The sequence below is a fragment of the Herbidospora yilanensis genome (genome assembly GCF_001570565.1).
Lineage (GTDB): Bacteria > Actinomycetota > Actinomycetes > Streptosporangiales > Streptosporangiaceae > Herbidospora > Herbidospora yilanensis.
This window is the reverse complement of sequence record NZ_BBXE01000015.1, coordinates 172,381-189,936: the sequence shown is the minus strand read 5'-3', so window position 1 is coordinate 189,936 and position 17,556 is coordinate 172,381. Positions and strand designations below refer to the sequence as shown.

General features: G+C 69.8%; 22 protein-coding genes, 1 tRNA gene and 1 pseudogene. 13 read left to right on the top strand and 11 right to left on the bottom strand.

The genetic code is table 11. The features are described 5' to 3' along the window. Positions 1-12 precede the first annotated feature (12 nt). Both AW273_RS07180 and AW273_RS07175 read left to right on the top strand, forming a co-directional pair. The gene (locus tag AW273_RS07180) at positions 13-510 is read left to right on the top strand and encodes a sigma-70 family RNA polymerase sigma factor (RefSeq protein ID WP_232327138.1); all 498 of its coding nucleotides are present in this window, start codon (positions 13-15) and stop codon (positions 508-510) included. After that, complete coding sequence (locus AW273_RS07175; RefSeq protein ID WP_062346490.1) at positions 507-1,580, top strand: hypothetical protein; 1,074 nt, start codon at positions 507-509, stop codon at positions 1,578-1,580. Before AW273_RS07180 ends, AW273_RS07175 begins: the two co-directional genes overlap by 4 nt. A gap of 4 nt (positions 1,581-1,584) precedes the next feature. Here AW273_RS07175 and AW273_RS07170 read toward each other — a convergent pair whose 3' ends face one another. Next, positions 1,585-2,655, bottom strand: a complete 1,071-nt coding sequence (locus AW273_RS07170) for a calcium:cation antiporter (protein ID WP_062346488.1) — start codon at positions 2,653-2,655, stop codon at positions 1,585-1,587. A gap of 220 nt (positions 2,656-2,875) precedes the next feature. On the opposite strand from AW273_RS07170, the gene AW273_RS07165 reads away from it, so the two are divergent. The 5 genes and pseudogenes from AW273_RS07165 (at position 2,876) to AW273_RS07145 (ending at position 5,660) form a co-directional block, all read left to right on the top strand. Then, positions 2,876-3,916, top strand: a complete 1,041-nt coding sequence (locus AW273_RS07165; protein ID WP_062346486.1) for an NBR1-Ig-like domain-containing protein — start codon at positions 2,876-2,878, stop codon at positions 3,914-3,916. A 121-nt stretch (positions 3,917-4,037) separates the two neighbouring features. Beyond that, the gene (locus tag AW273_RS07160; RefSeq protein WP_062346485.1) at positions 4,038-4,448 is read left to right on the top strand and encodes a hypothetical protein; all 411 of its coding nucleotides are present in this window, start codon (positions 4,038-4,040) and stop codon (positions 4,446-4,448) included. Positions 4,449-4,494: 46 nt separating this feature from the next. Next, the gene (locus AW273_RS07155; protein ID WP_062346483.1) at positions 4,495-4,908 is read left to right on the top strand and encodes a hypothetical protein; all 414 of its coding nucleotides are present in this window, start codon (positions 4,495-4,497) and stop codon (positions 4,906-4,908) included. Positions 4,909-5,031: 123 nt separating this feature from the next. Continuing rightward, positions 5,032-5,172 (top strand): annotated as a pseudogene (locus AW273_RS37040) (MoxR family ATPase); the annotation flags it as partial. A 149-nt stretch (positions 5,173-5,321) separates the two neighbouring features. Next, positions 5,322-5,660: a VOC family protein gene (locus AW273_RS07145; RefSeq protein ID WP_232327136.1), complete on the top strand. Its 339-nt coding sequence runs from the start codon at positions 5,322-5,324 to the stop codon at positions 5,658-5,660. A gap of 41 nt (positions 5,661-5,701) precedes the next feature. On the opposite strand, the gene AW273_RS37035 is transcribed toward AW273_RS07145, so the two are convergent. Both AW273_RS37035 and AW273_RS07135 read right to left on the bottom strand, forming a co-directional pair. Continuing rightward, positions 5,702-6,574: an IS3 family transposase gene (locus AW273_RS37035; RefSeq protein WP_062346480.1), complete on the bottom strand. Its 873-nt coding sequence runs from the start codon at positions 6,572-6,574 to the stop codon at positions 5,702-5,704. Continuing rightward, complete coding sequence (locus AW273_RS07135; protein WP_198168042.1) at positions 6,571-6,867, bottom strand: transposase; 297 nt, start codon at positions 6,865-6,867, stop codon at positions 6,571-6,573. The genes AW273_RS37035 and AW273_RS07135 overlap by 4 nt, the downstream gene beginning before the upstream one ends. Before the next feature lie 36 nt (positions 6,868-6,903). On the opposite strand from AW273_RS07135, the gene AW273_RS36060 reads away from it, so the two are divergent. Next, positions 6,904-7,191, top strand: a complete 288-nt coding sequence (locus AW273_RS36060) for a tyrosine-type recombinase/integrase (protein WP_198168041.1) — start codon at positions 6,904-6,906, stop codon at positions 7,189-7,191. An 89-nt stretch (positions 7,192-7,280) separates the two neighbouring features. Here the strand turns inward: AW273_RS36060 and AW273_RS07130 are convergent. From AW273_RS07130 to galU, 7 genes are all read right to left on the bottom strand, one after another. Further along, positions 7,281-7,357: transfer RNA gene (locus tag AW273_RS07130), tRNA-Ala, on the bottom strand. 53 nt (positions 7,358-7,410) lie between these two features. Beyond that, positions 7,411-7,992 carry a divisome protein SepX/GlpR gene (gene sepX / locus AW273_RS07125; RefSeq protein WP_062346476.1) on the bottom strand — a complete coding sequence of 194 codons (582 nt, stop codon included), beginning with the start codon at positions 7,990-7,992 and terminating at the stop codon, positions 7,411-7,413. Positions 7,993-8,114: 122 nt separating this feature from the next. Further along, positions 8,115-8,753: a GNAT family N-acetyltransferase gene (locus AW273_RS07120; RefSeq protein ID WP_062346474.1), complete on the bottom strand. Its 639-nt coding sequence runs from the start codon at positions 8,751-8,753 to the stop codon at positions 8,115-8,117. 36 nt (positions 8,754-8,789) lie between these two features. Then, the gene (locus tag AW273_RS07115) at positions 8,790-9,266 is read right to left on the bottom strand and encodes a MogA/MoaB family molybdenum cofactor biosynthesis protein (RefSeq protein ID WP_232327135.1); all 477 of its coding nucleotides are present in this window, start codon (positions 9,264-9,266) and stop codon (positions 8,790-8,792) included. Further along, the gene (moaC, locus tag AW273_RS07110) at positions 9,263-9,730 is read right to left on the bottom strand and encodes a cyclic pyranopterin monophosphate synthase MoaC (protein WP_062346470.1); all 468 of its coding nucleotides are present in this window, start codon (positions 9,728-9,730) and stop codon (positions 9,263-9,265) included. Before moaC ends, AW273_RS07115 begins: the two co-directional genes overlap by 4 nt. After that, complete coding sequence (gene glp, locus AW273_RS07105) at positions 9,727-10,932, bottom strand: molybdotransferase-like divisome protein Glp (protein WP_062346468.1); 1,206 nt, start codon at positions 10,930-10,932, stop codon at positions 9,727-9,729. Before glp ends, moaC begins: the two co-directional genes overlap by 4 nt. Further along, the gene (galU, locus tag AW273_RS07100) at positions 10,916-11,824 is read right to left on the bottom strand and encodes a UTP--glucose-1-phosphate uridylyltransferase GalU (protein ID WP_062346466.1); all 909 of its coding nucleotides are present in this window, start codon (positions 11,822-11,824) and stop codon (positions 10,916-10,918) included. The genes glp and galU overlap by 17 nt, the downstream gene beginning before the upstream one ends. Before the next feature lie 24 nt (positions 11,825-11,848). On the opposite strand from galU, the gene AW273_RS07095 reads away from it, so the two are divergent. From AW273_RS07095 to AW273_RS07075, 5 genes are all read left to right on the top strand, one after another. Next, a complete protein-coding gene (locus AW273_RS07095; protein ID WP_062346465.1) occupies positions 11,849-12,433 on the top strand; it encodes a 5-formyltetrahydrofolate cyclo-ligase in 585 nt (194 codons plus the stop codon). A gap of 18 nt (positions 12,434-12,451) precedes the next feature. Next, positions 12,452-13,960: a potassium/proton antiporter gene (locus AW273_RS07090; RefSeq protein WP_369409030.1), complete on the top strand. Its 1,509-nt coding sequence runs from the start codon at positions 12,452-12,454 to the stop codon at positions 13,958-13,960. 88 nt (positions 13,961-14,048) lie between these two features. Further along, positions 14,049-14,348: an FmdB family zinc ribbon protein gene (locus tag AW273_RS07085; protein WP_062346463.1), complete on the top strand. Its 300-nt coding sequence runs from the start codon at positions 14,049-14,051 to the stop codon at positions 14,346-14,348. 78 nt (positions 14,349-14,426) lie between these two features. Beyond that, entirely contained in the window at positions 14,427-15,233 is an 807-nt protein-coding gene (locus AW273_RS07080) for an S-methyl-5'-thioadenosine phosphorylase (RefSeq protein ID WP_062346461.1), read from the top strand. 193 nt (positions 15,234-15,426) lie between these two features. Then, positions 15,427-16,017 carry an SAF domain-containing protein gene (locus AW273_RS07075; protein ID WP_062346459.1) on the top strand — a complete coding sequence of 197 codons (591 nt, stop codon included), beginning with the start codon at positions 15,427-15,429 and terminating at the stop codon, positions 16,015-16,017. A 120-nt stretch (positions 16,018-16,137) separates the two neighbouring features. Here the strand turns inward: AW273_RS07075 and AW273_RS07070 are convergent, their stop codons facing one another. Continuing rightward, positions 16,138-17,178 (bottom strand): D-alanyl-D-alanine carboxypeptidase family protein, encoded by a 1,041-nt coding sequence (locus tag AW273_RS07070; protein ID WP_198168039.1) that lies wholly within the window; start codon positions 17,176-17,178, stop codon positions 16,138-16,140. Positions 17,179-17,556: the final 378 nt, after the last annotated feature.

Genomic DNA, 17,556 nt, shown 5'->3' with positions numbered 1-17,556 from the left:
CGTTCTACAGACATGACGGGTGACATGCTCCAGGGGTCGGGCGCTGCCCTGGTCACCCTCTATCGCGACAACCGGCTCGAACTCATCCGGCTCGCGCTGCTGCTGGTGGGCGACCGGGAGACCGCGGAAGACATCGTGCAAGACGTCTTCGCCCGGCTCCACGGCCGCCGGCCAGACGTGCTGACCTTGGCCTATGTCCGGTCGAGCGTGCTCAACGGGGCACGCTCGACGTTACGGCGCCGCAGGGTGGCCCTGCACAAACCGCCCCCGGCGCCGCTTCCGGCGGAGTCGGCCGAGGCGGCGGCGCTGCTCGGGGAGACCCGCCAGGAGGTGCTGACCGCGGTGACCCGGCTGCCCGCCCGGCAGCGGGAGACGCTGGTGCTGCGCTACTACCTCGACCTGTCCGACGCCGAGATCGCGGACGTGACCGGCCTGCGCCAGAGCACGGTCCGCTCGACTGTCACGCGGGCGCTGAACCGCCTCGAACGGGAGCTGAGGGCGTCGGGATGAGCGACATCGAGGACCTGCTGAAAGACGCCTTCGCCGCGAAGGCCGCCACCGTCGCCGACGACGGCCTCACCCGTCCCGTGCCGCCGCCCCGCCGGTCGTTCCCGGTGCGCTGGCTCGCGCCCCTCGCCGTCGCGGTCTGCCTCGTCGTCGTGGCGGGCGGGATCATGCTGGCGGTACGCGGCCTCGCCGACCGGCCGGCGCCCGCCGGGCCGTACGCCACCCCGCCGGCCGCCCCCATCGAACGGGTGTGGCCGAGGGCCGTCCACCAGGTCCCGGCCGAAGGGCCGGGCGGGGTCGCGTTCACCCCGGCCGACGTCGTCGGCGACCTGGTCGTCGGCAAGGGCGAACAGGAGACGATCCTCCTGTACGACCTGACCCGCCGCGCCTTCAGCGTGGTGGCGACCGTGAACGCGTACACGACCTATCTGGTCGCGGGCGACGGCCACGCCGTCTGGTGGAGCGCGGGGGCCCTCTGGTCGGTGCCGCTGACCGGCGGCGAACCCCGGCGGCTCGTCACCCTGGAGCCGTCACCCGTGTCGCTCACCGGGCTCGGCATCGCGGACGGCCTGGTGGTCTGGTCGACGGTCGACGCGGCCGTCAGGCGGGTCCCGCTGACCGGCGGCGCGGTCAGCGAGGTGCCGGATTCGACGGGATACGTCCTGATGGAGTGGCCCTGGGCCGGCCGGGGACGCGACCGGCTGCTCGACCTCCGCCACGGAACGCGGTCGACGGCGCCCGTGCCGCCCGGCCGGACGGACTGGTTCGGCTGCGGCCCCGAATGGTGCGCCGACCTGGTGGAGGCATGGCGGCGCGACGGCACCGCCGCCCGCCCCTTCCCCGGCCGCCCGTCGGCCCGGTTGTGGGGCTGGCACGTCGTCCACCTCATCCAGCCCGACTCGAACGGCGAACCCGGCTCGGCCCTCTACGACCTGGCCAGCGGCCGGGCCGGGCACATCATCCTGGACCGCGGCCCCGACGGCGGCCTCCCGAGCCTCGTGCTCGGCGACAGGGCGAGCTACTACCGGCAGGGCGACACGGTGACCGTCATCGACATGGACGCCCTGCGGTGACCGGTCAGGGCACCGCCGCCAGGAACAGGTAGCTGCCGCACAACGCGAGGTGCACCCCCGCCTGCAGCAACGTGGCCCGCCCCAGCAGGACGGTGAGCGTGCCGACGACGGCCGTGAGCATCAGCAGCACGATGTGCACCGCGCCCAGCCCGAGCATGAGCGGCCCCGAGAGCCAGATCGAGGCCACCGCGATGGTCGGGATGGTCAGCCCGATGCTGGCCATGGCCGACCCGAGCGCGAGGTTGAAGCTGATCTGCGTGCGGTCGCGCCGCGCGTTGCGGGCGGCGGCGAGGGTCTCCGGCAGCAGCACCAGCAGCGCGATCACCACCCCGACCACCGAGGGCGGCAGCCCCGCGAAGGCCACGGCGTCCTCGATGCTCTTCGACTCGACCTTCGCCAGCCCGACGACCGAGACCAGCGCCAGGATCAGCAGGCCGAGGCTGATCAGGGCCGTCTTCTTGGCCGGAACCCAGGAGTGGAGTTCGTCGTCGCCCTCCGGCAGGAAGTAGTCCCGGTGCCGGACGCTCTGCACGAAGACGAACAGGACGTACAGCCCGAAAGACACCACGGCGGCGAAGACGAGCTGCGGCCCCGAGAACTCCGGCCCGGGGTTGCTGGTGGTGAACGTCGGCAGCACCAGCGACAACGTCGCCAGCGTGATGACGGTGGCCAGCGCCGCACCGGTCCCCTCGGGATTGAACGGCGCGGTCCCCCTCTTCAGCGCCGAGACCAGCAGCGACAGCCCGACGATGCCGTTACAGGTGATCATCACCGCGGCGAAGACGGTGTCGCGGGCCAGCGTGGCCACGCCGGGACCACCCGCGAGCATCAGCGTGACGATCAGCCCGACCTCGATGACGGTGACCGCCACCGCCAGGATCAGCGACCCGAACGGCTCCCCCACCCGGTGCGCGACCACCTCGGCGTGGTGCACGGCCGCCAGCACACTCGCGGCCAGCAACAACACGATCACGACCTCGACGATCACGGGCAGCCCGCGCCCCCACACGAGGACGAGCGCCAGCATCGCCACGGCCGGGACGATCGACGCAGCCAGCCGCAACCGGGCGTTCATCGAGGCCCCCACGTCGACTGCGCGGAGTGATGGACACGGCCTCTTTGAACACGGATAGTCACCATTGCAGCATAAGAAGCCGACACCGCCCGGGACGGGAACGGGTGGCCTCCGGATTTCCACAGGCCGGTTCTTCACCGCGACCGGTCAAGTTCGGTGTTGGGTAGTGTCGGCGGCCGAGTCGTTGATCCGACCGGGATCCAACCGGGCAGGGGGCCAGTTGAGACACGCAGGCGGAGACAGGCGCGGACGCAGACCCAACCGCCCCGACCCCGACTCGGGCCCGGTCGAGGCCTTCGCCGACCGGCTGTGGCAGCTCAAGATCGCCGCAGGTGACCCGTCGTTCGCCGAGATGTGCGCCCAGGGCGCCGCCGCCTCGAAGTCGTCCCTCGCCGCGGCGGCCCAGGGGCGGACCTTGCCGAGCTGGGGCGTGACCTGGGAGTTCGTCCGCGTTCTCGCGGTGGCGCGGCTGGGGCACGATCCGGCGGCAGCCGAACGCGAGTGGCGAACCCACTGGACCAGGGCGAAGGCCCTCGCCGACCTGGCCCTCCTCCTTCCGGAGGGCGGCCAAGACCGTCCGGACGACACCATCGCCCCGCCGTATCCACGCACCTCTACCGGCTCGGGCCCGGCTTCGGCCCAGTCCGGCACATCCGCTGCCACCCCGCCCTCGTGGCGCCATCCCGACGACGCCGCCTCGGGTGTCTCCGCTCTTTCCACGCCGCTCTCCGCAGGCACGACCGCCCGCGACGGCCACGCCACGTCCTCGCCGGAGGGGGACCTGCGCGAGCCGGGGTCGCCAGGCCCGCGACGGTTCCGGCCGAAGGTTCTCGCCGCCGCCCTCGTCGCGGTCGCGGTCGCCGTCGCCGGGGCGGTCCTGTTCAACGGCGGGTCGCCGAAGCCGCGGGTGGTGACCCCCATCGCCCTCGACGAGTCCGTGTTCGAGGCAGACGTCACGATTCCCGACGGCACCCTGGTCGGGAAGGGCGAGTCGTTCGAGAAGGTCTGGCGGATCAAGAACACCGGCGGGGTCGAGTGGGCCGGGCGCTTCCTCATGCGCGTCAACGACACCGTCTGCGCCGCCCCCAGAAGGGTCGAGATCCCGCACACCCCGCCGGGACGCTCCGTCGACATCCGGGTCACGGTGGAGGCGCCGGAGAAGCCGGGCGCCTGCAAGATCTTCTGGAAGATGGTGGACGCCGAGGGCCGCCTCCTGTTCCCCGACAAACGCCCGATCTTCCTTGACGTCCGAGTGAGCTGACCTGCGAATTCATTTGTCCAATGTCCAACGGACAAATGCTGGACGGAGATCGCTACCGGTTGGGCGGAAGCCCGTGCCAGCGTGAAGCGCACCGACCTCTCAACGGAAAGGGATCTCTGTCGTGCGCATCCTGAGGAAGGTCGCCGCGCTGGGAATCACCGCCGCGGCGGCCGCCGCCACGGTCATGGTCTCCGCCTCGCCGGCGGCCGCCGTGCTCTACGGCAACCAGTGCGGCTCCGGCTACAACGTCGTCAACGTGCGCGTCTTCCCCGACGGCCGAGGCACGGTCTACCTGACCTACAACGCCTCCACCAAGAAGAACTGCGTCGTGACCCTGCGCGAGACCCCGGGCGCCGCCACGTTCATGGAGGCCTACATCCGCCGCTCCGGCACGACCACCTGGCTCAAAGACAGCGGCAACTTCACCACCTACGCCGGCCCTGTCTACCTCTCGGCCCCGGGCTCCTGCGTCGACTGGGGCGGCACGATCGGCACCCACAGCGTGGGCCGCGACGGCACCAACTGCGGCTGACGCCGGCATCGAAGCATCCGTTCTCGAAGGCATTGGAAGGGGACCAATGAAACTCGTCAAGAAGGCCACCGTCACCGCCGCGTGCGCCACCGCCGTGCTCGCCGCGACCCTCACCTCGGCCCAGCCGGCCCTGGCCGCCTCCTACGGCGGCGAGTGCGGCGCGGGCTACGGCGTCGTCAACTCGGCCCCGATCGGCACCAAAGGCACCGTCTTCCTGACCTACAGCTCCTCGACGGGCAAGAACTGCGTCGTCGCCAAACGCAACAGCGTCGGCTCCCGCGTCCTGATCGAGGCGGGCCTGGGCCTCAACCCGGTCGGCACCCACTGGCCGCAGTACGACGGAGGCAACTACACCTCCTACGCGGGCCCGATCTACATCTCGGCGGCGGGCCGCTGCGTCGACTGGATGGGCCGCATCACGGGCACCGAGGGCGGCAAACGCGGCACCAACTGCGGCTGACAGGGGCAGTCGCAGGGGCGGCACGGCCCTGAGGGAACGGCCCCGAAGTCGTCGGGGCCGGGCCCGAAGGGCGCGCTCGTAAACCGATGGCCGGAGATCAGGTGATCCGAGAAGCTGGTGGGCATGCAGGCCACCGTCACCGTCACGCCGGCCGCGCTTCCCGAGGTGTTGCTCAACGTCGCCCTGGTGCGTCCCGTCTTCCTCTGGGGCGCCCCAGGCATCGGGAAGAGTTCGCTGGTCAGAGCGTTCGCCGAGTCTCTGGGGCGCTCTGAGGCAGGGGTAAACCGCTACTTCAGCGGTGGAGGTGGCGGGTACGGTGTGGCTGTGGCCGGTGATCGCGTGCAGCGGCGGCTCACGGAGACAGACGCGCGGACACGAAGGAGCGAATGGTGCCAGGCGCTGTACTGCGAGGGGTGACTCTGGACTGTGCCGACCCGCAGGTGCTGGCGGGCTTCTACGGTGCACTGACCGGGATGCGCGAGCTATTCAGTACGGACGAGTTCGCCGCTCTGACGGACGACTCCGGCTGTGATCTGGGATTCCAGAGGGTCGACGGATACCGGGCTCCGCAGTGGCCGGGTCAGGACGTGCCACAACAGTTCCACTTGGATTTCCGCGCTGACGACCTCGATGCGATGGAAGAGCTGGCGCTGGAACTCGGCGCGGCCAAACCGGCCCATCAGCCCGGCGACGGACGCTGGCGGGTACTCCTGGATCCGGCTGGCCACCCCTTCTGCCTGACGTCTTCCTGACTGAGCTTGTTCCGCTTTGACGGACACCGTCGTTGTGGTGGTCAGGCCGCGAGAGTTTCCTCGTAAGCGGCGGGGCTAACGTAGCCGAGACTGCTGTGCAGACGGCGCAGGTTGTACCAGCTCTCGATGAACTCGAAGATCGCGCTGTGAGCGGCGGCCCGGGTGGGCCAGCGGCGTTCGTCCAGGAGTTCACCCTTGATCGTGGCGAAGAACGACTCGGCCAAGGCGTTGTCCCAGCATTGGCCTGTGCGGCCGACCGACAGCCGAACCCCGAGCCGCTCGGCCAGGCGGGCGTAGGCGGCGCTGCCGTATTGACAGCCGCGATCGGAGTGAAAGATCACCGGGCCCCTCGGGCGGCGGTTGCGCCACGCCTGCCGCAGAGCATCACTGACCAGTTCGGTGCGCAAATGGTCGGCCGTGGCCCAGCCCACCACCCGGCGGGAGGCGATGTCGATGACCGTCGCCAGATACAACCAGCCCTCATCGGTTCTGACATAGGTGATGTCGCCGCACCAGCGCGCGTCCAGCTCACCGGCGTCGGGCTCGAAGTTTCGGCCGATCAGATCGGGCCGCTCCGCGGCGGCCGGGCCGGGGATCGTGGTGATCTGCCGACGTCGCCGGTGCCTGCCCTGTAACCCCAGCGTGCGCATCAGCCGGGCCACCCGCCGGCGCCCGCACCGCTCATCCTCCTGCCGCAGAGCGGCATGGATCCGGGGCGCGCCGTAGGTTCCGCGCGACTCGCGGTGCACGCCGCCGATCCGCTCGCTCAGTTCCTCATCGCGGACGGCGCGAGGGCCGGGAACGGCCTCGCGGCGTGCGTAGAAGGCGGTGCGGGAGACCTCCAGCAGCTCACACGCCCGTTTGACGCTGTGGCCGCCCTGCTTCTCCGCCTCGATGAACGGGTCCACGTTCACCGGGTCTCCCGCACGAAGAAAGCCGTGGCCCGCTTGAGGACGTCGACGTCCTCGCGCAGCCGGCGGTTCTCCCGCCGCAGGGCGGCCAGTTCCTCCCGCTCGGCGCTGGTCAGCCCTTCCCGCGCTCCGGTGTCGACCTCGGACTGGCGGACCCAGGCCCGCACCGCGGTCTCGGTCAACTCGAAGTCTTTGGCCACCTGGCCGACCGAACGGTCACCGCGCCGGCACAGCTCGACGATCTCGGCTTTGAACTCCGGCGTACACGAGCGGCGAGGACGCTTTTTCTTCCCCATGCTCTCCATAATGGACATCCTTCCGGGGACGAACCCGTGATCTCAGATGTCCGTCAAACCGGATCAAGCCCATTCCGCGCCATCATCAAGCGGGCGAACCTTGAAGGTGACTGGGTCCCCCGCGAACTCCGTCACTCGTTTGTCTCGATCATGAGTGACAACGACGTGCCCTTAGAGACGATCGCCGATCTCGTAGGCCACGCTGGCACCCGCGTCACCGAACAGGTCTACCGCCACCAGTTGAAGCCCGTCATCGCCACGGGCGCGGGCACCATGAACAAGGTGTTCGGCACAGCCAAGAAGAGCAAGCGTAAGTCTGCGTGAGGTGGCTCCCCGTTTGGCTCCCCACGGCCTCAAAGATCGAAAAAGGGGCCTCGGATTATCTCCGAAACCCCTTCTGACCTGCTATCACGTGGTGGAGCTATGGGGATTTGAACCCCAGACCCCTTCGATGCGAACGAAGTGCGCTACCGGACTGCGCTATAGCCCCGTGAACGAGATCTAGGCTACCAAACTCCAGCACCCCTTCGCGCCATCCGCGCTCTAGTCCCCAACCGCTCGCCGGTGATCCGCGTACTGGTCGAACACGCCACCGCGCTTCTTCTCCAGCTCGATGATCTCGGCCTCAAGTGCCGCCGCAGCCGCCTGCCTGGCCTCCGCACGAGCCCGCCGGAGCCGGTCGGCCCGGACCCGGGCCGCCAGGTCCTGCTGTTCGTGTTCCAGCTTGGACGCCACCCGCAGCAGCGTCACGTACAGCCCGAGGAGGAGCGCGGCCGGAGCGGCCCCCCACCACGGCACCGCGCCGAGGAAGGCGGCGATCGAGGAGACGAGGACCATGGCCACGCACCACAACAGGGTGCGGCGCCGGCGGACCCTGATGCGGGCGCGGCGGCGGTTGGTCGCGAACTGGGGGTCGGAGGCGGCGGCGGGTTCGGACACCGATGCCTCCTCTTCCGACGTCGCGGGCGAGGGGGTGGCTTGATCGGGGGTTTCGATCAAGGTGTCGCCCTCGGTGTTGTCCTTGTCTTCGTCCATTAGGACATAGCGGTCGCGGCGTAGCCACATCGGGACGAGGACGCCGAGCCACATTGCGACGATGGCGAGATATAGGAGGACGCTGCTCATCGGCTGCTCTCCTCCCGGACTCGGCCCGCCTGCATGCTCACGTCACGCACCGTAAGGCGGCGTGTCACTGATTGACGAGCATTCGGTCCGGTGTGTCGCGAGATCGTCGAAGCTGTTGTCGCCTACGGGGACTCGCCGTGACGTGCGGCCGATGAGTCACGGGCCCGGCGCCACTGGACGAGCAGGCCTCTCGGCACGTCTTCCACGGTCAGGGCGTAGCAGATGTGGTCTCGCCACGCTCCGTCGATGTGAAGTTGCCTTCGGCGTACGCCCTCCTCGCGGAAGCCGAGTTTTTCGACGACTCTGCGGCTGGCGTGGTTCTCGGGGCGGATGTTGGCTTCGAGGCGGTGGAGGCCGGTGGTGAAGAAGCAGTGGTCGACGGCCATGGCCAGGGCCGTGGGGATGATGCCCTTGCCGGCGAGGGCGCCGTCGACCCAGTAGCCGACCTGGGCGGAGCGGGCCGAGCCCCAGACGATGGCGCCGACGGTGAGCTGGCCGGCGAAGGCGCCGTTGTACGTCACGACCCACGGCAGGGCCAGGCCCTGTCTGGCCTCGCGGCGGAGGGTGCCGACCATGGAGACGTAAGGGCTGAGGCCGGTGCGGAACAGGGGCGTCTCGGGGTTGCTGGGTTCCCAGGGGCGCAGCCAGTCGGCGTTGCGCAGGCGGGTTTCCCGCCAGACGCGCACGTCGCGGAGCCGGAGCGGCCGGAGGCCGGTCGGGCCCTCCGCCAGGGTCGCGGGCCAGCCGCGAAGTCGATCCACTTGTCAATCATCCCTCTTGTTCACCGAATCGCGCCATCAGACGCGATGGTCACCGCCGCGGATCTGGTCGACCACGTGCCTGAGGACGGGGCCCAGGACGGCCATTCCGTCGCGTACGCCGCCGGTCGATCCGGGCAGGTTGACGACCAGGGTGGCGCCCGCCTGCCCGGCCAGGCCGCGGGAGAGCACTGATGTGGGTACTTTCTCCCGGTTGACCTGCCTGATCGCCTCGGCGATGCCGGGGATCTCGCGGTCGAGGACACGCCGGGTCATCTCGGGGGTCAGGTCGGTGGGGGTCAGCCCGGTGCCGCCGGTGGTGACGATGACGTGGTACGCCGACTCAAGGCCCTTCACCAACGCTTCATACACCGGTTCACCGTCGCGGACCACCACCGGGCCGTCGACCGTGCAGCCGTGCTCCTCCAGGAGCGCGGAGAGGATCCGGCCCGAGCGGTCTTCGTACACCCCCTCGGCGGCGCGGTTGGAGGCGGTGATGACCAGGGCGCGGATCACGGGCGCCGCCAGTCGCCGGTCTTGCCGCCGGTCTTCTCCTCGACCCGGACGTCGGTGATGACGGCGGCGGGGTCGACGGCCTTGATCATGTCGATCAGGCCGAGGGCGGCCACGGTGACGGCGGTGAGGGCCTCCATCTCGACGCCCGTCTTGTCGGCCGTCTTCACCCGGGCCGTGATCTCCACGCCCTCGTCGACGATCTCCAGGGAGACCTTCACGCCGTGGAGGGCGATGGGGTGGCAGAGCGGGATCAGGTCGGGGGTCTTCTTGGCGCCCATGATCCCGGCGATGCGGGCCACGCCGAGCGCGTCGCCCTTCGGGGTGTCTCCCGACCTCAGGATCGCCACGGCCTCCTCGGAGAGCAGGACACGACCGGAGGCGGTGGACGTGCGGACGGAGACGGGTTTTTCTGACACGTCGACCATGCGGGCCTGGCCCGATTCGTCGAGATGGGTGAGATTCACAGCGGGATCACCTCAACAGTCGTCCCTTCCGGGACCTCGGTCACGTCTTCCGGTATGACGATCAGCGCGTCGGCCGCGGCCAGCGCGGCGAGCTGGTGGGAGCCCTGGCCGCGCGCGGGGGTGACCGTGCCGCCGGTCAGCACGGCGCGGAGGTAGGAGCGGCGGCCCTGCGGGGACCGCAGCCTCGCGCCGCAGACGGCCTGGACCGTCGAGGGGAGCGAGGCGGGCAGGCCCTGCATCCGGCGGAGGGCGGGGCGCACGAACAGGACGAAGGAGACATAGGACGAGACCGGGTTGCCGGGCAGGGTGAAGATCGGGATCTGGTCGTCGCCGACCACGCCGAAGCCCTGGGGCATGCCGGGCTGCATGGCGACCTTCTCGAACCGGACCGTGCCGAGCGGGCTCAGCCCCTCTTTCACCGGCTCGTAGGCGCCCATCGAGACGCCGCCGCTGGTGATCACGGCGTCAGCGCGAACGAGCTGCGCGTCGAGCGTCTCCATGAAGACGCGCGGGTCGTCGGTCACCGAGCCAACGCGGAACGCCTCGCCGCCGGCCTCGCGGACCGCGGCGGCCAGCATGAAGCTGTTGGACTCCCAGATCTGGCCGTAGCCGAGCGGGGTTCCGGGCTCGGCGAGCTCGGCGCCGGTCGAGAGCACGGCCACCCGGGGCACCGGCCGGACCAGCACGCGCCGCCGCCCAACCCCCGCCAGGATGCCGATCTGGGCCGCGCCGATGCGCGTGCCCGCGGCCAGGACCACATCTCCCACCCGCACATCTTCACCGGCCCGGCGGATCGCGTTGCCGCGCTCGACCTGCTTGTGGATAACCACATTGGCGGTGCCGCCGTCGGTGTATTCGACCGGTATGACCGCGTCGGCGCCCGCCGGCAACGGCGCCCCGGTCATGATCCGTGCGGTGAGACCGGGCCCTATGGCGCGGATCAGCGGGTCGCCCGCCGCGACGTCCTCGGTGACCGGCAGCGTGACCGGCGCGTCCGCGACGTCGGCGGCGACGACCGCGTAGCCGTCCATCGCCGAGTTGTCGAAGGGCGGCAGGTCGACCGGCGCGGTCACGTCTTCGGCGAGCACCGCCCCCAGCGCCCGCTCTAGGTCCAGTTCGAGGGGCGCGAGAGGGCGGACGGTCGCCAGGATGTCGGCGAGGTGCCGATCGACCGGTTTGAGATCGCTAGGGCTGTGCCTCATTGAGGAATTCTCGCAGCCAGGGCAGGAACTCGGGCGCGAGGTCCTGCCGCCGCGCCGCGAACTCCACCACGGTCTGCAGGTATTGCAGCTTGTCGCCGGTGTCGAAGCGGCGGCCGCGGAACAACACGCCGTAGACGGGGCCGCCTTCTTCGGGGGTGCTCGACGCGAGCGTGCGCAGCGCGTCGGTGAGCTGGATCTCGCCGCCTCGGCCGGGCGGGGTCTTCTCCAGCACCTCGAAGACGGCGGGGTCGATCACGTATCGCCCGATGATGGCCCAGTTGGACGGCGCCTCCTCTTTCGGGGGCTTCTCCACCAGGTTGGTGATCCGCACGACGTCGTCCTCGTCGGTCGCCTCGATGGCGGCGCAGCCGTACTGGGAGACCTGCTCCTCTGGCACCTCCATGAGCGCGATGACGCTGCCGCCGCGCTGCTGGCGTACCTCGATCATGCGCTTGAGCAGCGGGTCGCTCGGGTCGATGATGTCGTCGCCGAGGAGGCAGGCGAACGGCTCGTCACCGACGTGCTGCTTGGCGCAGAGCACGGCGTGGCCGAGGCCCTTCGGCTCGCCCTGGCGGACGTAGTGCATGGTCGCGAGGTCGACGGGTTCCTGAATCTGGGAAAGGCGCTTCTCGTCGCCCTTCGCCCGGAGGGCGCCCTCCAGCTCCGCGGCCACGTCGAAGTGGTCTTCAATCGATCGTTTGTTGCGCCCGGTGACCATCAGCACGTCGAGCAGCCCCGCGGAGACTGCCTCCTCGACGACATACTGGATCGCCGGTTTGTCGACGATCGGCAGCATCTCCTTCGGAGTGGCCTTGGTCGCGGGCAGGAATCGCGTCCCGAGACCGGCGGCGGGGACAACGGCTTTGGTCACGGAGTCGAAGTCAGCACCCATGGATGAAGGCTAGTGGAGGCCTCTTTGGACAAGTTCGAGCTGAGGCGTGAAATTCTGCGTGAACGTTCCATCATGGACGTCGATGACCGCCGTGAGAGCGCTCGCCGGATCAGGGAAAACCTGCTTGACCAGCCATGGGTCCAGATGGCCGGCCTCGTCGCCTGTTATTGGTCGACCGGAACGGAACCCGCCACCGAGGGCCTGGTGTTCGCATTGTGGAAACACGGCGCGACCGTGATCCTGCCGGTGCTGCGCGACGACGACGACCTCGACTGGGCGGTCTACGACGGTCCCGACACCCTCGCGCCCGGCCGCCACGGGATCATGGAACCGGTCGACACCAGGCGTGGCGTCGACACGATCCGCACGGCCGCGCTGGTCATCGTCCCGGCGCTCGCCGTCGATCCCCATTCGGGTGTACGCCTCGGGCGAGGCGGCGGCTCCTACGACCGCGCCCTGGCCAGGGTGGGCCCCAACGTCCCGACCGTCGCCCTCCTCAACGAGGGCGAACTGCGTCCGGGCGTGCCCGCCGAACCGCATGATCAGCGGGTGAGGTATGCGGCGTTGCCGTCCGGGATCCGTGTTATTCCTGTGAAAGAATCTACATAAATCACGAAAGGGGACCTGGTGCGCCTGGACATCGACGGATGGCTCCTCCTGTCCGCCGTGATCGTCCTCGCGGCCGTGGTATCGGTCAGAATCGCGCACCGCACCGGTCTGCCGTCACTGCTCCTCTACCTCGCTCTGGGCGTCGCCCTCGGCGAGTCGGGCCTGGGCATCCACTTCGAGGACGCCGGGCTGGCCAAGCAGATCGGCATGATCGCGCTGGCGATCATTCTGGCCGAAGGCGGCCTGACCACCAACTGGGAACACGTGCGCACGGCCGTGCCGACCGCGCTGGTCCTGGCGACGTTCGGCGTCGCGGTCAGCATCATCGTGCTGGCCCTGGCCGTGTTCGGCTTCCTCGGCATGGACTGGCGCACCGCCATGCTGCTGGGCGCGATCCTCGCCTCGACCGACGCCGCGGCGGTCTTCAGCGTGCTGCGCCGGCTCCCGCTGCCGCCCCGCCTGGCCGGCACCCTGGAGGCCGAGTCGGGCTTCAACGACGCCCCCACGGTGATCGTCGTCGTGATGCTGAGCCAGGTCAGCGCGCCCATGCCGTCGGCGTGGAACGTTCTGGGCACCGCCCTGTGGGAACTGGCCGCGGGCGCGGCGGTCGGCTGCGCCGTGGGCCCGATCTCCGCCTACGCGCTGCGCCGGGTCGCGCTGCCCGCCTCGGGCCTCTATCCGATCGCGGTCCTGGCGGTGTCGTTCATCGCCTACAGCGGCGCGGTCCTGCTCCACGCCTCCGGCTTCCTCGCGGTGTATCTGGCCGCGCTCATCATCGGCAACAGCCGGCTCCCCCACCGGGCCGCGACGAGAGGGTTCGCCGAAGGGGCGGCCTGGCTGGCCCAGATCGGCCTGTTCGTCATCCTCGGCCTCCTCGTCAGCCCCGGCGAGTTGCCCGGCCAGATCATCCCCGGCCTGGTCGCCGGCCTGGCGCTGGTGCTCCTGGCCCGCCCGATCTCGGTCGTCCTGTCGTCCCTGGCGGTACGGGTGACCCGCGTCGACCGGGTCAGCTGGCGAGAACAGGTCTTCCTGTCATGGGCCGGGCTGCGCGGCGCGGTGCCCATCGTCCTGGCCACCATCCCATGGGCGGCCGGGGTCCCCGGGGCGAAGGCGCTGTTCAACGAGGTCTTCGTCATCGTGGTGGTCTTCACCCTGCTCCAGGGCCCCACCCTGCCGTTCCTGGCCCGCGTGCTGCGCCTGTCGAACGAGGGCGAGGCCCGCGACCTCGACGTGGAGGCCGCCCCCCTGGAGGAGCTGAACGCCGACCTGCTCCAGGTGCGGATCCCGGCCGAGTCGAGGCTGCACGGCGTCGAGGTCTTCGAGCTCCGCCTGCCGTCGGACGCCGCGGTCACCATGGTCGTCAGAGACGGCCACTCGTTCGTCCCCGACGGCAGCACCCGCCTGCGCCGCGACGACCAACTGCTCGTCGTGACGACGGCCGCCCAGCGCCGAACCGTCGAAAAGCGCCTGCGCGCGGTCTCTCGCAGAGGCAAACTCGCAGGCTGGTATGGGGAGAGAGGGGACTAAACTCCCCTGCGGCAACGTTGCAGCTTGCCGATTGCCTTATCATTTAGCAGTCACTTGGGTCGAGTGCCAAGTCACTGAGGAGGACCGCGTGCCCACCTACCAGTACGCCTGCACCAATTGTGGTGAGCAGCTCGAAGTCGTCCAGAAGTTCACCGACGACGCCCTGACCGAGTGCCCCGCGTGCCAGGGCCGCCTCCGCAAGGTCTTCAACGCGGTGGGCATCGTGTTCAAGGGCTCCGGCTTCTACCGGACCGACAACCGCTCGTCGACGTCGTCGTCCACGACCTCGTCGTCGCCGTCAAAGCCGGCCACCGAGAGCAAGCCGGCCGAGACGAGCACCCCGAGCACCCCCGCGAGCCCCGCCCCCGCGAGCACTCCAGCGGCCTGACCTGCGACGAAGCGGGTTGTCCACAGGAAGGCGTATGGGGCCTCACCGGGTGGGGCCCAGGGCGCTAGTGTCGGCGCCATGGTCAATCGTGTGGACATCGGTGTCATCGGCGGTTCAGGGTTCTACTCCCTGCTCGACGACGCCGAGGAGATCGATGTCGCGACCCCCTACGGGCCCCCCAGCGACAAGGTGACGGTCGGGCGCATCGGCGGCCGCACCGTCGCCTTCATCCCCCGCCACGGGCGGGACCACGGCTTCCCGCCCCACCGCATCCCCTACCGCGCCAACCTGTGGGCGCTGCGCTCCCTCGGCGTGCGCCAGGTCCTCGCCCCCAACGCCGTCGGCTCCCTCCGCCCCGAACTCGGCCCCGGCGCGCTGGTCGTCCCCGACCAGTTCATCGACCGCACCTCCGGCCGCGTCCAGTCCTTCTACGACGCGGGCGGCGCGGTCCACGTGTCCCTCGCCGACCCCTACTGCCCCGACGGGCGCTCGGCCGCCGTCTCCGTCGCGAGCGCATCCGGATGGGACGTGACCGACGGCGGCACCCTCGTCGTGATCGAGGGCCCTCGGTTCTCGACCCGGGCCGAGTCGAAGTGGTTCGCCGGCATGGGGGGCTCGATCGTCGGGATGACGGGCTTCCCCGAGTCGGTGCTGGCTCGGGAACTGGCGCTCTGCTACACGTCGATGTCCCTGGTGACCGATCACGACGCGGGGGTGGAAACCGGCGAAGGGGTCACCCATGAAGAGGTGCTGGCCTTCTTCGCGGCCAACGTGGAACGCATGCGGTCACTGGTGGGGCAGGTGGTGCAGGCGTTGCCGGAGGAACGGGCCTGTTCTTGCGGGAACGCGCTGGACGGGATCAAGCTGCCGTTCGAACTGCCCTGACCGTGCGGTCCCATCGCCGTAGATCTTCCCCCGGGCTGACGACTTCACTGGGCCACTTCTTGCCGTAGGGGTGCGGGCGAGCGCGATCTGTCTGTTCTGCGGGAGCCGCTCGCTTCTTCCCGCGATGTTCGTTACGCCACAGCGAGAGCTCGCCGACCCGGTGCTGCTCCCCTTCTGCCCTTGGAGATGCGTCATGCGTGTCGCGGTGCCGGCGCGGTGGACTCGTGTGCTTGCCCGGCGTCGGCGGTTGATCTCGGCTGTTCTGCTGGGGCTGGCGGTGGCCGGGGTGCTCGTTTCCGTACGGTCTCCGTCGGGTGTGGCCGTTCTCGTGGCGGCTCGCGACCTTTCCGGCGGGCGCCTGGCGGCTGAGGACCTTTCGACGGTCCGGGTGCCCGCGTCGGCGCTGCCTGATGGCTATCTGGCGGCCGGTTCCCCTGTCGTCGGGAAGGTGCTCACCGCGCCCGCGCGGCGGGGGGAGGTGCTCACCGATGCCCGGCTGTTGGGCGGTGGGTTGCTCGCCTCGGATGCGCGGGGGGTGGTGGCCACGCCGGTGCGGGTCGAGGACGCGGATGCGGCCGGGCTGGTGACGGCCGGGGATGTGATCGACGTGCTGGCCGCCTATGAGACGCATGCCGAGACCGCGGCCGAACGCGTGACCGTGTTGACCAAGGCACAGTCGGAGGAGGGCGGGTTGCTCGTGCTGGCCACGACGACCGGTCAGGCCGCGTCGCTGGCTCGGGCGCAGGCCGGGGCGCGGTTGTCGATCGCCATTCATCCACGTTAGACGCGGGTTTTCGCGGCGTCGCGGCGCGGATGGAGCGCGGCCGGTTGGCGCCGGGTGCGGGGCGGGGGCTCGGCGGCGGGCGGGGTGGGGTGGGCGGAGCCGTAACGGAGCAGGAAGGTTTTAGAGGAGGGAGCCGATCTTGGGGTCGTATTCCCAGTGCCAGGGCTCGAACGGGCTCACGTAGGCCCAGGCGGGATGGATCCAGCCGAATTTCTTGCCGTTCTGTTCGAGCCAGACGAATTCGGTGGATTTGTACACGCGGATCGGGCCGCAGAAGTCGATCGCCAACCCCAGGCCGTGGTTGCTACGGCCGGGGATGGCCGCCAGGCCGGGACGCTGGTAGTAGACGATCTGCTGGTCACGGAGGCTGCGGTAGCTGTCGACGACGCAGAGGGGCTGGCCGAAGCGTTTCTTGTACGCCAGATTGAGGTCGGCGAAGGCGATCGCGGCATCGGCGCGCAGTTCCTCACCCTTGAAGGGCAGCGGGCAGAGCACGTTCGTGGGCAGCAGGCCGTTCGCGTACTCCTCCGCCAGCACGACCCGCGTCGGGTCGCACGCGCCCCCACCCCGCTTCACGCCGAGCTTGGCCAGGGCGGTGGTGAGCGATTTGACCGTCTTCTGCGACTGCTTGCGCAGCGTGTCGATCTCGAACGTGAGCTGAGCCTCCTGCAGGAGCTTCGTGGCCCGCAGCTCCTGCGCCTCCGCGGCCAGCTGCTCCCGCTCCTGGAAGAGGCGCGTGGCGTCGACGACCACGATGTTGCGCCCGGCGATGAGCTGGTTGGCGTCACTCATCGCCCGCAGGGACGCCTCACCGTTCGAGCTGGTCAGGAGCGACCCGAGGTTCCGGCTGGCCGGATTCTGGTACATGACCTCGATCAGGTCGGACAACGGCTGCCGGATGCGCGCGAGCTGCTGGTCGGCCACCCGAAGCTGCGTCAGCTTGGCCTCAAGCTGCTTGTTGGAGGTGTCGAACTCCTTCTGTCGCGCCACGAGCGCCTTGGTGGCGGCCTCGATGCCCTTGGCCGCCTCTTCGGCATCCCGTCGGAGCTCGGTCAGCGTGGCAGGATCCTTCTTCGGCGCGGTCTGCGTCGGCGCGGCCTGAGCCGGCGCGGTCATAGAGAGCGCCAGCATGACGGCCGCGACCAGTCCCGCTGATCGCACGCTCGACTCCTCCGTTTGCGAATTCGTGACCTCGGTCAGGGACGCACGTTACTACAGCAGGATGCGTGGTCGTGGCCGAGTCGTAGGAGCCGTTACATACCGATTCACGTGTCTTGTGCCCTGTGCGCCTTGTGGACCGTTCGCAGGGGTTTTCAGGCCGGCTTGCGGGCCTCCTCCTGGCACATCTCCCAGAGCCACGTGTCGGTCCATTCGTCAGGGCAGGCTTGCCTGGCTGCTTCTCTTGGGTCGGGTCCTGGGGTGACGGGTCTCCTGGGGGGTGTGTTCGCCTCCCCTTGTGGGGTTTGGGGGGCTCGGGGGGTTGCCGCGGCCGCTGCCTGGATGGGGGGCGGTTTTCTGGGGCGTGGCCGCTTTTCCGGG